At 60.0% G+C, this 16,577-nt stretch carries 12 protein-coding genes; 10 read left to right on the top strand and 2 right to left on the bottom strand.

Features of this window, described 5'->3' with window-relative positions; genetic code table 11:
- Nucleotides 1-167 precede the first annotated feature (167 nt).
- From xylB to Enr13x_RS07030, 4 genes are all read left to right on the top strand, one after another.
- Nucleotides 168-1,691, top strand: coding sequence for a xylulokinase (gene xylB / locus Enr13x_RS07045; protein WP_145385352.1), 1,524 nt, complete (start codon nucleotides 168-170; stop codon nucleotides 1,689-1,691).
- Between the two features lie 230 nt (nucleotides 1,692-1,921).
- Nucleotides 1,922-2,707: an enoyl-CoA hydratase/isomerase family protein gene (locus Enr13x_RS07040; RefSeq protein WP_145385351.1), complete on the top strand. Its 786-nt coding sequence runs from the start codon at nucleotides 1,922-1,924 to the stop codon at nucleotides 2,705-2,707.
- Nucleotides 2,698-6,666: a serine/threonine-protein kinase gene (locus Enr13x_RS07035; RefSeq protein ID WP_145385350.1), complete on the top strand. Its 3,969-nt coding sequence runs from the start codon at nucleotides 2,698-2,700 to the stop codon at nucleotides 6,664-6,666. The genes Enr13x_RS07040 and Enr13x_RS07035 overlap by 10 nt, the downstream gene beginning before the upstream one ends.
- A gap of 474 nt (nucleotides 6,667-7,140) precedes the next feature.
- Nucleotides 7,141-8,832, top strand: coding sequence for an alpha-keto acid decarboxylase family protein (locus tag Enr13x_RS07030; RefSeq protein ID WP_197455853.1), 1,692 nt, complete (start codon nucleotides 7,141-7,143; stop codon nucleotides 8,830-8,832).
- A gap of 138 nt (nucleotides 8,833-8,970) precedes the next feature.
- Here Enr13x_RS07030 and Enr13x_RS07025 read toward each other — a convergent pair whose 3' ends face one another.
- Nucleotides 8,971-9,351 carry a hypothetical protein gene (locus Enr13x_RS07025; RefSeq protein WP_145385348.1) on the bottom strand — a complete coding sequence of 127 codons (381 nt, stop codon included), beginning with the start codon at nucleotides 9,349-9,351 and terminating at the stop codon, nucleotides 8,971-8,973.
- Between the two features lie 167 nt (nucleotides 9,352-9,518).
- Here Enr13x_RS07025 and Enr13x_RS07020 point away from each other — a divergent pair, with 167 nt between their 5' ends.
- From Enr13x_RS07020 to Enr13x_RS06995, 6 genes are all read left to right on the top strand, one after another.
- Nucleotides 9,519-9,974: a hypothetical protein gene (locus tag Enr13x_RS07020; RefSeq protein WP_145385347.1), complete on the top strand. Its 456-nt coding sequence runs from the start codon at nucleotides 9,519-9,521 to the stop codon at nucleotides 9,972-9,974.
- 7 nt (nucleotides 9,975-9,981) lie between these two features.
- Entirely contained in the window at nucleotides 9,982-10,344 is a 363-nt protein-coding gene (locus tag Enr13x_RS07015) for a hypothetical protein (RefSeq protein ID WP_145385346.1), read from the top strand.
- A gap of 123 nt (nucleotides 10,345-10,467) precedes the next feature.
- Complete coding sequence (locus Enr13x_RS07010) at nucleotides 10,468-11,268, top strand: phosphatidylinositol-specific phospholipase C/glycerophosphodiester phosphodiesterase family protein (RefSeq protein ID WP_145385345.1); 801 nt, start codon at nucleotides 10,468-10,470, stop codon at nucleotides 11,266-11,268.
- Between the two features lie 88 nt (nucleotides 11,269-11,356).
- Nucleotides 11,357-13,249 carry an alkaline phosphatase D family protein gene (locus tag Enr13x_RS07005; RefSeq protein WP_145385344.1) on the top strand — a complete coding sequence of 631 codons (1,893 nt, stop codon included), beginning with the start codon at nucleotides 11,357-11,359 and terminating at the stop codon, nucleotides 13,247-13,249.
- Between the two features lie 366 nt (nucleotides 13,250-13,615).
- Nucleotides 13,616-14,074, top strand: a complete 459-nt coding sequence (locus tag Enr13x_RS39660; protein ID WP_145385343.1) for an endonuclease domain-containing protein — start codon at nucleotides 13,616-13,618, stop codon at nucleotides 14,072-14,074.
- A 324-nt stretch (nucleotides 14,075-14,398) separates the two neighbouring features.
- Nucleotides 14,399-16,015 (top strand): DUF4153 domain-containing protein, encoded by a 1,617-nt coding sequence (locus Enr13x_RS06995; RefSeq protein ID WP_145385342.1) that lies wholly within the window; start codon nucleotides 14,399-14,401, stop codon nucleotides 16,013-16,015.
- Nucleotides 16,016-16,071: 56 nt separating this feature from the next.
- On the opposite strand, the gene Enr13x_RS37765 is transcribed toward Enr13x_RS06995, so the two are convergent.
- Nucleotides 16,072-16,488: a YbjN domain-containing protein gene (locus Enr13x_RS37765; RefSeq protein ID WP_197455852.1), complete on the bottom strand. Its 417-nt coding sequence runs from the start codon at nucleotides 16,486-16,488 to the stop codon at nucleotides 16,072-16,074.
- Nucleotides 16,489-16,577: the final 89 nt, after the last annotated feature.

Genomic DNA, 16,577 nt, shown 5'->3' with positions numbered 1-16,577 from the left:
GCGATCGAAGCGGCATTTCTCGGTAATCGGGCATGCGAGCGAGACATTTTGACAAAACCATTCCCGTCAGAAGACGATGGAAATTACAGTTTGCCGGCGGCGCGATAACATACGCATCGCCCGGGGATCGGGTTCGGTAGGAAAGTTTCATTTCTAGCAGGCGCATCATGAGTCATTATTTGGGAATCGACGTCGGCACCAGCGGCACCAAGACGCTGCTGATCGACGAGAGCGGAACAGTCATTGCAGAAGCCGATGCGACGTACCCGATGGAGCAACCGAAACCGGGCTGGACGCAGCAGAACCCGGAGGACTGGTGGAAAGCGACGGTCAAAACGGTGCGGGCGGTGATGCGGTCCTCCGGTTGCAAACCGGACGACGTCAAAGCGATCGGGTTGAGCGGCCAGATGCACGGCAGCGTCTTTTTGGACCGAGACGACAACGTCATCCGCCCGGCGCTGCTGTGGAATGACCAGCGAACCGCGGCCGAGTGTGACGAGATCACGTCCGCAGCCGGCGGACGCAAACGCCTGATCAAACTGGTCGCCAATCCCGCCCTGACGGGATTCCAAGCTCCCAAGGTGTTGTGGCTGCGGAACAACGAGAAACGACACTTTGATGCCTTGGCCAAAGTCCTGTTGCCCAAAGACGACATCCGGCGACGCATGATCGGGGACTACGTGACCGAGGTCAGCGATGCCAGCGGCACGTTGTTCCTGGACGTCGTCCATCGAAAATGGTCCGCTCCGCTGCTTTCCAAACTCGGGCTCGATGCCGATCTGCTGCCGCGGGTGGTGGAGAGCCACGAAGTGACCGGAACGTTGACCAAGGCGGCCGCCAAGGCGCTGGGGCTGACCACCGCTTGCAAGGTGGTCGGCGGAGCGGGCGACTGTGCCGCCGGCGCGGTCGGCAACGGCGTCGTCAAAAAAGGTGTGCTCAGCACGTCGATCGGAACCAGCGGCGTGATGTTTGTCCACAGCGACCAACCGCAATACGACGCGGCCGGACGCCTGCACACGTTTTGTCACGCCGTCGACGGCGCCTGGCACATGATGGGCGTCAACTTGACCAGCGGCGGATCGCTGCAGTGGTGGGTCGAATCGGTGCTGCAAGGGCTTGCCGGGATCGGCGGCAAGGACGTTTATCAGGCCGCGACCGCCGAAGCCCAGGCCTGCCCCGCCGGCAGCAACGGGCTGTTGTTCCTGCCCTACCTGAACGGAGAACGCACGCCGCACGCCGACCCGCATGCGCGCGGCGCGTTCGTCGGATTGAATTTGACGCACACCCGCGGTTCGATGACCCGCAGCGTGATGGAGGGCATCACGTTTGCGCTGCGGGATAGCCTGGAAATCATCACCGCGTTGGATGTCCCCGTCCGTGAAATCCGCGCCTCCGGTGGCGGCAGCAAGAACCCGTTCTGGCGGCAAATGCAAGCCGACGTGTTTGGCAAGAAGATCACGACACTAAAAGTCGAACAGGGACCGGCCTACGGCGTCGCACTGTTGGCCGCCGTCGGCGACGGGGCCTACAAGAACATTCAATCGGCCTGCAAAGCGACCATCGAAATCGCCGAGCAAACGCCTGCGGATCGGAAATCCGTCAAGGCCTACAATGACTTGTTCCCCGTCTACCGAAAACTCTACAACGACCTGAAGGACTCGATGCAGACACTGGCGGGACTTCAACAGTGACGTCCGGCTATTGTTAGCGGCAGGGCGCAAGCCCTCCGGTACGTCACAGGAAAACCGGACGGCTCGCGGGCTGTCGATTTTGTGAGCCGCGATCCGCGTTAGCGGCCGGGCATTCCGGCGCCCGCCCGAGGCCTTACGGCCAGCGGCTCACCATTGACTCAGCAATTCCGCTCATCCATACAGTCAACCGACGGGAATCCGACTCTCCCATCGCCTTCAAACCAGACATCATGCAACACGTCGAACTGACCATCACCGACCACGTCGCCACGCTGGCACTCAATCGGCCAGCGGTGTGCAATGCACTCGATTCGGCATTGATCGCCGATCTCAGTCTGGCGCTCTCGGATGTGCACCAGGAACGCCGCGTGGGCGCCGTGTTGATCACCGGCAAAGGCGACCATTTTTGCAGCGGCGTCGATCTGAAAGCGTTCGCCAAAGTCGCCGAGATGGAACCGATCGACGCTCAAGTCAAATGGTTCGAACTCTGGCGTGAGTTGACCGAATTGTGCGAGACGATCCTGCGTTTTCCAAAACCCGTGATCGCCGCGGTCGATGGTCAAGCCATCGGGGCTGGGCTGGCGATCGCCCTGGCCGCGGACATGATCGTGATGTCCGACCGCGCGGAATTGACGGCCAACGCCGCCGAACGCGGATTGATCGGCGGACTGACCGCACCGCTGCTGTCCTTCCGTTTCGGCGCCGCCATCGCCGCAAGGATGTTGTTGACCGGCGCGCCGCTCGATGCCGCCGAAGCGTATCGATTGGGAATGTGCTGCGAAACCGTCCCGGCGAGCCAAATCTGGATCGCGGCGACCGCCTGGGCCAAACGCTGCGGCGCGGCGCCACGGGAATCGCTGCAAGCGACCAAGCGGATGCTCAATGAAAGTATCGGCGAGACCTTGCTGACCCATTTGACCAACGGCGCCGCGACCGGGGCGACGGTGTGCAACACCGAATCGGCGGCCGAGGGCATTCGAGCGTTCGTTGAAAAACGGATTCCCCAGTGGCCCTGAGCGTCGACGAAATTGCCACCCACGCGATCAGCCTGGACAACCCGGTCGAACGGGAAGTCTATCTGGCCGCGGCGTGCGGGGCGGATCAATCGCTGCGAAAACGGGTCGACGCGTTGCTGGCCGCATTGGAGTCCGCCGACGACGCCAGCTTTCTCGCCACGGGGCTGTTCGGCCGCGATCGATCGGCGGACCAGCCGGAAGACTTGGCCGAAGACGGCAGCGCGGAAACCGGCAACACCTCGAACGATTCCGGTGACCGGTTCGAATTGCGGAGCAAGCACGCCGTCGGCGGCTTGGGCGAAGTCTGGGTGGCCTGGGACCGACAACTCGGACGCGAAGTGGCGCTCAAACAAATGCGCCCCGAATGGGCCGGAAACTTCAATGCCGCGGCGAGGTTTCGGCGCGAGGCTGAAATCACGGGCTTTTTGGAACACCCCGGCGTCGTCCCGATCTACGCCTTGGGCCAGCAAGCCGATCGGCGACCGTTTTACGCGATGCAATTCATCCGCGGGCGAACCCTGCAACAGGTCGTCGAAGAACAACTGCGTCGCCCCGCCACTCCGTCAGCGCTCGCCTCCCAAGATCGATCACCGCGTTGGTACGACACCGCATCGCTACGCAAGATCCTCGATCACTTTGTCGATGTCTGCCAGACGATCGATTACGCCCACTCCCGGCAAGTCGTCCATCGCGATTTGAAACCCGCCAACATCATGTTGGGGACGTATGGGCGAACGCTGGTCGTCGATTGGGGGCTGGCCAAATGGTTGGACCCCTCGCTGCGTCCCAGCGATTCACCGGGGACCGAAAAAGAAATCGACCAACAGATCGATGCCACGCTTTCGCTGGCCAACCAAAATGATTCCTCCGTTGATGAAACCTGCCAGGGCACCACGCTGGGCACGCCCCGGTACATGAGCCCGGAGCAGGCGGCGGGGATGATCGACCAGATCGGACCGGCCGCGGACATTTATTGCTTGGGAGCGACACTGTATTTCATCCTGACCGGCCAGGCGCCCCATGCCGGTGAAGCGGATCTGCAGTCCACGTTCAATCGCATCATCGAAGGCCGATTTGATCCGCCAATGAAAGTGCGTCACGAGATCCCCGGCGCCCTGCAAGCCATCATCATGAAATCGATGGCCACGCGGATGTCCGATCGCTACGCCTCCGCCGGCGACTTGGCCGAAGACGTACAAAAGTACCTGACCGATCAACCGATCAGCGTGTTCACCGATCCGCCGATCGAACGGACGTTGCGTTGGGCACGCAATCATCGCGCCTGGACCGCGGCACTGGCGGTCGGTTTGCTGCTGACGTTTTTCGGCACGATCGCCGGTTTGATGGTGCGGGGCGAGATGAATCGCCGCGCGATGGAAGCGGCACGCATTGAAACCGAAAACGAACGCGAGATCCGCTTTCAAGAAGAGACACGTCGGCTGGAGGCGGTGGCGGCGTCTGGCGCCGCGATCCAACGCAGTGAAGCGGCGCTGGCGGAAAGCCGTTATGCGGACGCCGCCGCACTGATCGGTGTCGCCATCGATCGAATGGAAAACCAGGACTCGTTGGCCGGGCAACGCGAATCCTTGATCATGCGGCGTGATCGGCTGCGGCGTCTGGGTCAGTTTCACGCGTTGGAACGCGAAGGCGAAGATCTGAAACACCTGTCGCGTTCCACCGAAGCGGCGGTCTTGCTGCAAGCGTCCTTGGATGAATTAGGGTTTTGGCAAAGCGATACCTGGTGGGACGACATGCCGGATGATGATCTGTCCGCACTGCAACGGGATCGCCTGCGTTGGAAGGTCTATCGTGTCCTGACCACGCTCAACGCATTGTACGTCACCAAAATGGTTGTCGCGATGGGCAGCGATCCCGATGGCGGATCGCCGAGTACGTTGAAGATGATCCGCAGCTATCTGTCGTCGAGCATCGGCAAACGGGAAGCGCGGGCGGCGCTGGAACTGAGCAAACGGATCGAAACGTTTCGCGGCTGTGAAGCGGCACGTTGGTTGGGCAGCATCGCCTCGTTCCGGATCAGCGGCGGTAAACGCGTGGAGCCGGCCGAACTGGGGCCGCCCCGAAATCCAGCCGATGGTCTGTCGTTGGCCATTTTCAGCCTGATCGCGAGCGTCGATCCCAACTACCGCTCTTGGTTCAAAAACTACGGCGACACGTTCATGGAACCGACCGACGATGATCCCGCCGACCGCGCGATCGACGTCGCGTTGGAGTCGCTGCGCCGGGTCAGCGACAGGGCACCGGACGACAGCCGGATTCACCTGACCATTGCCCAGGCGTACTACTTGAAGGCCCAGCGGGCCGAGTCGAACGACGAGTTTGACACGGCGCTGGAGTACTATGAACTCTCACGCGGCGAATACGGACGCTGCATCGCGATCCGCCCGGGCGCCGCGTTCGTTGTCGCCGATCGCTCCACCGTCGCGCTCCGCCAAGCCGTCTTGATGCGCGATCATCCGAGATCCAACCCCAACCACCGGCGCCGCTCCAAAGAACTTCTACGGACCAGCTTTCGCGACGCCAGCCAGGCCAAGCGACTCGCGCCGGACGCGTATTGGGTTTATTGGCACGTCGGCGCGACGGCCGCCGAACTCGGGCAAACCGACACGGCGATCGAAGCCTTTTTCCGAGCCGTCGAAACCGGACTGGATCTGCAAGACACGTTGGATGGTCCGCTGGTGCGACTGGACGATCTCCGCGGACGCGCCCAAGCGATCGAATTCGCCTACCAAGGTTCCGACCGCATCTCCAACTTGACCGGCCCGGATCGCGCCGCCAGTCGCCGCGCGTCCCTGATCGCATCGCTGGAATATTCGCGCGGCAATCGAAAACCCGCGCGGATCTGGTCGGCCCAAGCGATCGAGTTAGACGGTGACAATTCACGCGCCCACCAGATCGCCGGTTGGTGCGCGCTGCATGACCAGGCTTGGGAAACGGCGCAGCGACATTTTGAAAACGCGATTCGTCTGTCACCCGACGACGCCGTTTCACTGATCGGTGCCGCACGCGTCGCCGAACAAATCGACGCTCAGGAATCGATCACGCAGCCGAGTCAGAGCGGACGTCTTGAACAATCCGACACGTGGTACCGTGCCGCCATCGACGCCGCCGTTTCCCAGCGGCATCGGTCGACCGCTTGGTTCGGGCTGGCCAAACAGGCGCTGCAACGGGGAACACTCGACGAAGCGATCGCGGCGATCGAATCGGCCCGAACGCTCGACCCGGCTTGTGACGTTTCCCAGTTCCTGGATTTGACACGTACCGAAGCCAGACGCTTGTTGTTGCGCGCCAGGGCGGCGTCCGACGAGAGCGAGAAACAGCAAGCACTCGGTCAGATCCAGGCACTCAAGACCTTCCTCGACAAAATCACGTCGCTGCCGATTGCGTCGGTCAACCAAATCGTCGACTCATCCAGTGACCGCCCGCCGGCCACGTTGCCGCTGCTCGGGGGAGATTTCGAGTTGCCGCTGGAAACCTATTGGCAACTCGAATCCGCCAGCCCGTCCGGCAACTCCGACGAACCGATGCTCGGCGGCAGCCCTCCCTTGGCCGTCGTGGCGGACGATGCAAGATCGGACGATGCGTCATCGAACAATTCGTGTTTGGCGATTCGCCGCACCGAGCGCGAGCGGCCCGCCGGCAGTTGGTCATTGTCCCAAACCATCCCCGCAACAACGGGTCAGGATTATCGCGTCGCGGCACGGGTTCAATCCCAAGACGCGGCACAACAAACCGCGCAACTCGTGGTGCGTCACGCCGGCGATGAGTTGCTGCGTCTGGATCTGGCGGGCGAGCGAAACACCTGGACCCGACGGGCGGGCGAGTTTTCGATTCCGCGCACAGACGCGTCGATCGTTTCGTTGCAAATCCGCATCGAAATCACCGACCCAAAATTTGGAAGTGTCCTGTTGGATGAAATTAAAGTGACGCGAATCGAGTGATTCACCTCGTGGGTCTCGACATAGCCGAAGGCACGCTCGCTGGCAGCATTGGTGTCCACTCAAGTCGCAAGAGTCGAAGTCACCCTCCCTCTGGACGTCGATTCATTCGCTGCAGCTTTTGGCAACCCATTTCGTCTCTCTCCCTCTGGGAGAGACGGCGTTTGCGCAGCAAGCAAACGCCAGAGAGGGCTCGCGCTGTAAAAGTCTTGGCGTTTACCGCTACGAGCAAATCCGTCACTTATACAATCGACGTCCCTCGGGGAGGGTCGCGAAGGAGTTGATGCGCGGAGCGGGGAGGGGCGATGTGACAGGGAATCGCTCAGTGACGACCGCTCGCCCCTCCCCTCGCCGCACTCGACCCTCCCTGCCAGGGAGGGTGACCGCAGATGTGTCGCGATCAATGCCTAAAATAGAGGATGACTCGAACTCGACTTCCCCAGGGAGACTTTTGCGATGGATGCCTCTCAATCGACGATGTCAAAATCTGTTGCCACCGGATCACCTCGACGTGTGACTGCGAATGTTTCGATCGCGCAGTACTTGATCCAGCGTTTGCAAGACTACGGGATCGGGCACATGTTCGGCATCCCCGGCGACTATGTGTTGTCGCTGTACAGCGAACTGGAAAAGAGTCCGATCGAAATGATCGGCTGCACACGTGAGGACTGCGCGGGGTTCGCAGCCGACGCCTACTCACGGCTCAACGGCATGGGGGCGGTGTGCGTCACCTACTGCGTCGGCGGGCTCAGCGTCTGCAACTCGATCGCCGGCGCGTTCGCGGAAAAATCGCCGGTCGTGGTCGTCACCGGATCACCGGGGCTAAAGGAACGATCCAGCGGGGCGTTGTTGCATCACATGGTGCGTGACTTTCGGACCCAATACGAAGTGTTCGAAAAGTTCACGATCGCCGGCGCGGAGCTTTCCGATCCGCTGACGGCATTCGCCGAGATCGATCGCGTGCTGGACGCCTGTGATCGTTTCAAACGTCCGGTGTACTTGGAATTGCCGCGTGACATGGTGCACGTCGTGCCGCCGATCGTCCACGGCTATCGCGGATCCAGTCACGTCAACGACCAACAGGCGACGACGGAAGCCATTCGTGAAACCAGCCGCTTGATCGAATCGGCAAACTGTCCGGTCATCCTGGCCGGTGTGGAAGTGCATCGTTTCGGGTTGCAAGACGAATTACTGCAGTTGGCCGAAGCAGCCAACATTCCGATCGCCACCACGATGCTGGGCAAGAGTGTGATCAGTGAACGTCATCCGATGTTCATCGGGCTGTACGAAGGCGCCTTGGGGGATCAAGCCGTCACACAGTTTGTCGAGAACAGCGACCTGGTCCTGCTGTTGGGCGCGTTCATGAGCGACATCAATTTGGGGATTTTTTCCGCCAACCTCAATCCCGCACGCTGCGTGTACGCGACCAGTGAAACACTGCGTATCTCTCACCACCACTATCACAACGTCGGTTTAAAAGAGTTCATTGTCGGGCTCGTGGAATCCGGCCTGGTTCCGCAACCGCGTTCGATTCCCGAACAGCTCTCATCGACCAAACGCTCCTCGTCAAAGCACGGCGAACCCGGCGAGGGTGGCTTGCGGACGAGCTGGATGATGAGCCGGCTGAATCGCTTGATCGACGCCGACACGATCGTGATCGCGGATGTGGGCGACTCCTTGTTTGCGGCGACGGAACTGACGATTCACGAGCGGGGTGAATTCTTGAGCCCGGCCTATTACACGTCGATGGGTTTCAGCGTTCCCGCCGCGTTGGGTGCGGCAACCGCTCGACCCGATCACCGTGTCGTCGTGCTCGTCGGTGACGGCGCATTCCAGATGACCGGCCAGGAACTCAGCACCTTGATTCGCTGCGGCCACTGCCCGATCGTGATCCTGCTCGATAACCACGGCTATGGCACCGAGCGTTACTTACACGCCGGCGATTGGAAATACAACGAAATCCATCATTGGAACTACGGCAAGTTGCTCGACGTCTACGGTTGCGGAAAGAGCCACTATGCGGAAACGGAACTGGAGTTTGAAAAGGCACTCCAAGATGCCTGGGACACACTCGACCAGCCGCACTTGATTCATGCAAAACTGGTCGAGGGTGATGGCAGTGATACGCTCAAAAATCTTGCCGATCGGATGAGCAAGACGGTCGGCTAGGCTCTGTCCCTAAACCACGTTCACCGCCAGTAAGCCGCGAAAACGGGGTCAGGAGTCAATAGCCGGAACGGCCCTACGGGTGCTTCGCACTATTGACTCCTGACCCCCTTTTCGCTCGCAGGACTTTAGGGACAGAGCCTAGCTGGGCTTGTGCTTGCTGTGACAGGCTTTGCAGTTGGCCGCTTTTTTCAGCATCGCGCCGGCGTCGGCGTCACCTTCGACCGCGGCCTTGCCGGCTTTGACCAAGGCACCGGTCAGTTCTTTCCAACTTTTTTCCTCGCCACGCGGCGGCTCGTTCTTGGAAAGGGCGACCAGCATCGCGTGCAACTTCTTGGCGTCTTCGGCCGATCCGTCGCCACCGGCAACCTTTTTCAGCAGCGGACCCTTGAAGGCCTCTTTCATCACCTGCTTCGTTTTGAACTTGGGCTTGTCACTGTCATCGTCTGCGGCAATCGCAGGCAGGCCGACCAAGGCCACGGCGACCAAACAAACTAGGCCACCGAAAATCTTCGCTCGCATCGTTGTCAACTCTCTTAATGGTACCATGAAGAAAAACCGGCCCGGGCGCTCCTCCGGATAGCGATAGATATAGGTGATCGGTCGCTCGTGTGCCACAAAATCAGTGCCAGTGGATGCCAATTGGCAAAAATAAAAATCAACGCTGAACCAAATCAAACAAAAGTTTCATGAAACCACTCAGCCAAGCACAGCGTGATCAGATTCAGTCCGCACTCAAACGGCAGGGCAAGATCGCAGCGGTCAAGTTGTACAAGGACTGGATGGAATGTTCACTACTTGAAGCCAAAAACGCGGTCGAAGCCATCCAGAGTGACCCCGACGATCGCGGCCCCGCGGGGACGTCCTCGGCGGAAAGGGACGAGGTGATGCAACAGATCGACCAAGCGCTCGCAGAGGGCAAAAGACTGCACGCGGTCAAGCATTATCGGAAGCTGACCGGAAAATCGCTGCGGGAATGTCGCGCGTTTGTCGATTCGCGGATCAACCAACTCAAGGCGAACCCGGACGCGCCGAACTCCGGCCCATCGGCTGTCGAATCCCGACGCTCGGGTTGTGTTTCCGTGACACTCGTGTTGGCCAGCCTGACCATCAGTTTTACATGGGCGATCGTGTCGCAATTATAATCCGCGAATGAAAAAGACACGGAATCGCACGAACAGAGTCAATCGGTTGGATCGCCGACAGGTGGATCTTTCGCTTGCGACCGAAATCCAAAACGGCAAGACCGTCGCCACGTTGACGTTCTTGCCCGGCCCCGCCGTGGTCACCCACGCGACCGGCCTCCATTCGCTTCAAGACGGCAACTACGAACTGACCGTGATCGCTGCGGAGTTCATGTCCGGCGGGCTGACCATGGACGACGACGTCTCTTTCGGCGATCAAGCGCCCGACGCGTTCTTCCGACATTTCGGCGACACCGATGGCGACCGCGATGTGGACGGCCAAGATTACGGCCGCTTCGGCCAACGGTTCCTCAAACGACTCGACTTCTAGTGCTCCGTCAACGTTGAACTTGGCATGCACAGCATGCCCTACGTTCCGGCCGCCCCATCATTCTGCCACCCCATCATTCTGCCACCCCATCGTTTTGCCCCCATCGTTTTGCCCTCCACCACCATGCACCGAACTGCGATCACCTGTCTCCTGTTCACCCTCAACATCGGCATCGCATCGCCCCGCTTCGCCCAATCCGTCACCCCCGCGCGGCAAGCCCACGCCCACAACGATTACTTGCACGACCGTCCCTTGCTGGACGCCTTGGACAACGGGTTTTGTAGCGTTGAAGCGGACATCTATCTCATCGACGGCGAACTCTTGGTCGCGCATGATCGAGACAAAACGTCGCCCGAGCGGACGTTGAAGAGCCTCTACCTCGATCCGCTCCGCAAACACATTCACCAGTCCGGTGGCAGCGTCTACGGCGACGGACAAACGTTGACGTTGTTGATCGACATCAAATCCGAAGGGGAATCAACCTATCGAGCCTTGGACACTGTATTGTCCGACTATCAAGACATCTTGACCCACGTCGACGAACAGGGCGTCCACCCCGGCGCCGTCACCGCGATCATCAGCGGCAATCGTGCAGTCAAAGAGATTCAGGCCGACCCGACGCGTTACGCGGGAATCGACGGCCGGCTTTCAGACCTGGACAGCGACCTCTCACCAGACCTCTTGCCGTTGATCAGCGATCACTGGGGACGCAATTTCCAATGGCGCGGTGTCGGCGAAATGCCGCAGGCGGATCGCGAAAAATTGACACGTGTCCTGCAGCAAGCTCATGCCGACCGACGGCGGGTGCGATTTTGGGCGACGCCAGACAAGCCAACCGTATGGGCGGCCCTGGCCGACGCGGGCGTGGACCTGATCAACACCGACGACCTGGTCGGGCTGGCCGAATTCTTGCGGTCCCGATGACGCATTGAGCACCGCACGTGATCGCGGCAGATCGGATAAACTGCAGCCCCCGTTTCCCCGTGTCTCCCCGCGCACTTGACTGCTCCCCATGCGAACCACGCTGGCCTTGTTTTTGCTCGCTCTCGGATCGATCGTTCACGCACAAGACGCTCCGCCACCCAAGCATCACGTTGCCGATCCGGCCGATGCCTCGATCACCATCTCCACGGCCCGGGATCCGATCCGGTTGACCCATGGGCCGATGCTGGGCCAGCCCACGGCGACATCGATGCGGGTCTGGGCACGGACGTCGGATCCGGGACAATTCGAAGTCCATTACGGCACCGCGGCGGACAACATGGATTTGGTCAGTGAGCCCGGCCAGACGACGATCGGTCACGACAACACCGGCGTCGTTGATTTGGTCGGGTTATCAAGCGACACCCGGTATCACTATCAGGTCTGGGTCAACGCGCGGCCCCACGGCTTGCCGGGCAGCTTCCGGACGCTGCCCAGTGCGGATCAGTCGCGGAACGAAACCTACAATCCCGACGGGCTGTTCAATTTCCGTTTCCAGATCGGATCGTGCGCCAACCAAAACCCGCTGCACGGCGGCGGACATCGGGCAACGACCTACGAGCACCTGGGTCGCGACTGGGCCGACAAGGTCCACTTCCACGTGATGAACGGCGATTGGCTGTACGAAGAACAGCGGCGGTATCCGCCGGACGCCTGGCAGCTCGTCCAAGGGGCCAGCGCCAAACCGCGAGTCGCCCAAATCGCGCCCACGATCATCGGCGTCTGGGAGAACTACAAATTGTACCTGGACCGCGGTGAATCGCTGTCGCATTGGCATCGCCATGTGCCCAGCTACTTCACCTTCGATGATCACGAACTGGTCAACGACATTTGGGGCTCGGCGGAAACCGGCAAACGTCACCGCCGCACGGTTTTTCGCGACATCGGAACACAAGCCTGGTACGACTACCTGGGCTGGGCCAATCCGACCGAATACCACCATCCGATTCATTTCGGTAAAGCGACGATGCGCCGGGACAGCGATCTGCTGTACGATCAAAACGCCGACTTCACCAAGATGCCGCTTTCGGAAATGGGCAACCTGCACGTCCACTGGGGCACGCCCGAAGCCGGTGTCAACGACATGGAATTCGATGACGATGCCGGCCACAAGAACTCCTACGTCTATGACATCGTCGAAGTCATCGACCCGCACACATTGCGGTTGCACATGCCGGCGAAAATCGACGACACCAACGTCAGCTATTCGATCGGTCGACGAAGCTATGGAAAGAAACGCGTCGGCAATTGCGAATTTTATTTCATCGACACGCGCGGCGATCGTCAAATGCACGACGTCACCGAGCGGGACAAGCCGGGCGTTTCGATGCTGGGTCGGCCGCAACGGGAATGGTTGCTGCGCAGCATGCGTGAAAGCGACGCCGATTTCCGCTTCGTGATCTCGACCGTCCCGTTCATGATCCCGCATAGCGGTGCGGGCGGATTCGAAGCCGACGCGGCGAACAAGGAAGAAGCCTGGACGGGGTTCTTTGATGAACGCGAGTTTTTGATCGCCGAGTGGGAAAAGATCGGCAAGCGTGTGTTTGTGATGACGGGTGATCTGCACAACAGCTTTGCGATCAAGGTCACCGACAACGTCTGGGAGTTCTGTTGCGGACCGCACAACAGCGTCAACCACGTGCCCGTCAACGACGAGAGCGACCGCCCGGCGACGGGCAAGTTTAAATTCGGACCGCGGGAGTGCGACATCCGCTGGAGCAGTTACATCCTGCCGGATCTGCCACGGCTGGAGCGGTTGTATCCGTACTTCTGTGTCGTTCAGGTCAACAACGTATTCAACATGCCGCAGAAACTGGGCGGCAAACGCTTGGTCGCCTACCCACACCCGCAAGTCGTGTTCCAGTACTACGACGGCCGAACGGGAGAACTCGCCTACGCCGAATCGATTTCGACCGAGCGTTGAGATCGCAGGCAGGCTGCGATTCGGCCAGCTCGCCGACCAGCATCCCATCGTCCCGCCGGCGACAGCCGCCGGCGCGTACAAATTGCACGTCAAACCGCGCGACGGTGTCCGCCACCGACTGCAAGAAGAAAACTGCGAAAAATGCGTCGAATGGTCCAACCGATGCGGTGAAAGCGGGCGTTTCAATCTGCGTCCGGCATTGGACAGAGTGCGAATTTGCGATTTCCACTCGGTGGCCGGCCTACCTCTATACTGGCTCCCTTCTCCCCCTTCGATGAAAGCGAGTCGTGCTCGCTTTCATCGAAGGGGGAGAAGGGTTGGGGATGAGGGGGCAAGCAGGCGTCACCCTTGAATCGTAGGGGCAGCATGAACAGAAGAGCTCGAAGGGATCCAAAGGCGATTTCCTTCGCCCGCGATCAACGGGTCCGCGCAAACGAGTTTGCTCAGGATGTTTGGCAAATGTTGCGCAATCGCCGGTGTCGAAATCAGAAGTTTCGGCGCGAATACGCAATTTCTCCGTATACAGTCGACTTCTGTTGTGTGGCCTTGAAGTTGATTGTTGAGGTTGATGGTGAACCTCATCAGACCAATGAAGGCCGTCAGCATGATCAGCGTCGCGACCGATATTTGGCCGAGGGAGGATATCACGTCGTGCGGGTTCTCGGTTACGAGGTCTTGAGGAATGCTGTTGCCGTGCGGCGCCGGATCGAGCAGGCGATTGACGAGCGGATGGAAGGACGTGCCCCCTCATCCCCAGCCCTTCTCCCCCACGACGAGAGCGAGCACCACTCGCTCTCGCCGCGGGGGAGAAGGGAGCCAGAATGAATGAGTGCGATCGCACCGAACAGAGAAAACGCGATTTCTTCGCGCTGGCGGTTGCATCGACCTCAGCATCGTAGCGAAATTCCTTCGCTGCACTCTTCTCGAAATCCCGGACCAAATCGTGGCGAAACTGCGTTGAAGCCGCTAATCTGCATCGGTGTCGGGACCGAAGCGTCCGAGCGAATCTTTTTCCTGCGTGCGGCTGGTCCAACCCTCGCGGCTGGTATCGAGAGTAACTGAACCGATGCCAGTCGGGGGCCGTAGGGAATCCCCAGACGGTTCGAATTGGTCTGCGTGTGTCTCGTCTGCTTTCCGGAGGTTTTCGCGATGGCTGGTGACTTGTCGGGTGAACCATCGGAGTCCGCGGCAACCCCATTCGGAGATCCCGGCGGCGTTTCCCCCGTCGACGCCGTGTTGGTGCGACCGGTGTTGCGACGCGAGGTCGTCGCCGTCGCGCTCTGGACGCTGATGGCGGATCTGCTGATCTTTCGCGCCCACGGATTCAGCGGCCCCGGTGTCTTCTTTGGGATCGTGCCGTTGCTGTTCTTGATCGGTTGCGATGAACTCCGTCGTGGTCCGGCTTGGAAGTTGATTGTCGGGTGCTTGCTGGTGGTCACCGTTCGATTGATCTGGTCCGGTTCCGCATCGACGATCTTTTCTGGCGTCGTGCTTGTGGTGGCGCTCGCGATGTCGGCTGCCGGGTATGTGCCGCTTGTTTTGGAAGGGTTCGTCCTTGCGGGACGCGTGATCCTCGATGGGGCTCGGCGACTGGGGACGTATCGGCTGCCGTCGGACTCGAGTGACCCAAGTGGCTCGAATCTGTCGAGTCCGCGGATGCTAGCGTGGTTGCTGCCAACGATTGCCGCGGTCGTGTTTGGTTCGATCTTCGTGTTCGCGAATCCGAATCTGTTTGAGTGGGTCTCGTTGCGGATGACGCGACTAGCCGAAGGCTTTCAGATTTGGTTTGAGAAGATTTCGCCTTGGGAGATCCCGTTTTGTGCACTGGCTCTGTTGATCGGAGCGGGTCTGATGCGCCCTGTGCTTCCGATGCTTCGAATCGGCCCCACTGATCCGGAAGAACCGCCAACGGCCGAAGCAGCTCGTTCGACTCTCTATACGCCGCTGCGAAACACGCTTTGGACGTTGATCGTCCTGTTTGCGGTTTATCTGTCATTCGAATTCATCACGCTTTGGAAGCGTGATTTTCCTGCAGGCTTCTATTATGCCGGATACGCGCACCAGGGAGCGGCCTGGTTGACCTTCGCACTCGCACTCGCCACGGCGGTTCTATCATTGGCGTTTAGCGGGACGATGTTGAGCGACGATCGGCTGGGGTCGCTACGCCGATTGTCGTGGATCTGGTCCGCTCAGAACCTGTTGTTGGCCGCCGCGGTGTACAACCGGTTGATGATCTACGTCGGCTACAACGGAATGACACGCATGCGAACGGTCGGATTTTTCGGCACCACGCTCGTCGTCGTCGGATTCTGCTTGGTCGTTTACAAGATCGGTCAAAACCGAAGCTTCTGGTGGCTGATTCGCGCCCAACTGATCGCGCTGATGTTGGCCGTGATTGCCTACAGCGTTTTTCCTGTCGACTATGTGGCTCATCGATACAACGCGGCCACGGTCGATGCAGGTTACCTTCATCCATCGGTCATGATCGCGGTCAAACCGAAAGACGACGAAGGGGTCTTGCCATTGCTACGTCTGACGCACTGCGAGGACGAAATCATTCGCAACGGAGTGCTGGCGTTGCTGGCCCAGCGTCAGCTTGAAATGGACGACTTACCGCAAACACATTGGACGCAGTTCCAGGGATCCCGCACACTCCTCAAGCGGCGATTGGCCGAACATGAATCGGAGTGGATCGAATTTCGAGACGCCGAGGCGAGGCGGGATGCCATCGAGTCGTTCCGCAATTATGCCATGCAATGGTACTGATCTGTGCGGACCGCACGCAGTGGTGTGAGGGTTCCGATTCAGCGCACGATTCCGGTTCAGCGGACGATGTCGTCTTGGTCGCAGCGGTCGATCGCGTGGGCGCTGGCCAGTAAAAAGAATCGGGTCGCTTCGACAATGGCTTCCGCGCCGATGCCGCCCCGGATCGGGATGTGGTAATCGAACACGATGGACTCTCGTTCGTTAACGTGCGCTCGGACCGTGGAGATGTCGTTGTTGACGCGATTGACGAACTCCAGTTTCGCGGAGCGATCGGTGTTTTCTTTGACGCCGACGAAGGTCATCAACATCAGCCGCTCGTTCTCGGCCGTTTGCATCACGTAGCAGGAAACGCCGCGGGTCACGACCAGGTCGCCGTCGTTGTCACGGCGGACTTCCAGATCCGTGGGCTCAAAGATGGCGTCCAATAATTCTGCGGTCAGGTCGCTCGGTCGCAGCACTTCGTTGATCGGCATGTCGTTTCCGGGGGCAAGATGATGGCGTCGGGTATGGGCAAGTCGGGCGAGCCGCGTTTTCCACCCCCAACCAAAACGGGAACGCCAAC

The organism is Stieleria neptunia (genome assembly GCF_007754155.1).
Taxonomy (GTDB): domain Bacteria; phylum Planctomycetota; class Planctomycetia; order Pirellulales; family Pirellulaceae; genus Stieleria; species Stieleria neptunia.
Note: the sequence above shows the minus strand (reverse complement) of the source record. Positions and strands in the feature narration are given on the sequence as shown.

Coding starts and splice junctions, on each gene's coding strand:
- xylB (WP_145385352.1), top strand. CDS start 168: ATGAGTCATTATTTGGGAATCGACGTCGGCACCAGCGGCACCAAGACG.
- Enr13x_RS07040 (WP_145385351.1), top strand. CDS start 1,922: ATGCAACACGTCGAACTGACCATCACCGACCACGTCGCCACGCTGGCA.
- Enr13x_RS07030 (WP_197455853.1), top strand. CDS start 7,141: ATGTCAAAATCTGTTGCCACCGGATCACCTCGACGTGTGACTGCGAAT.
- Enr13x_RS07025 (WP_145385348.1), bottom strand. CDS start 9,351: ATGCGAGCGAAGATTTTCGGTGGCCTAGTTTGTTTGGTCGCCGTGGCC.
- Enr13x_RS07020 (WP_145385347.1), top strand. CDS start 9,519: ATGAAACCACTCAGCCAAGCACAGCGTGATCAGATTCAGTCCGCACTC.
- Enr13x_RS07015 (WP_145385346.1), top strand. CDS start 9,982: ATGAAAAAGACACGGAATCGCACGAACAGAGTCAATCGGTTGGATCGC.
- Enr13x_RS07010 (WP_145385345.1), top strand. CDS start 10,468: ATGCACCGAACTGCGATCACCTGTCTCCTGTTCACCCTCAACATCGGC.
- Enr13x_RS07005 (WP_145385344.1), top strand. CDS start 11,357: ATGCGAACCACGCTGGCCTTGTTTTTGCTCGCTCTCGGATCGATCGTT.
- Enr13x_RS39660 (WP_145385343.1), top strand. CDS start 13,616: ATGAACAGAAGAGCTCGAAGGGATCCAAAGGCGATTTCCTTCGCCCGC.
- Enr13x_RS06995 (WP_145385342.1), top strand. CDS start 14,399: ATGGCTGGTGACTTGTCGGGTGAACCATCGGAGTCCGCGGCAACCCCA.
- Enr13x_RS37765 (WP_197455852.1), bottom strand. CDS start 16,488: ATGCCGATCAACGAAGTGCTGCGACCGAGCGACCTGACCGCAGAATTA.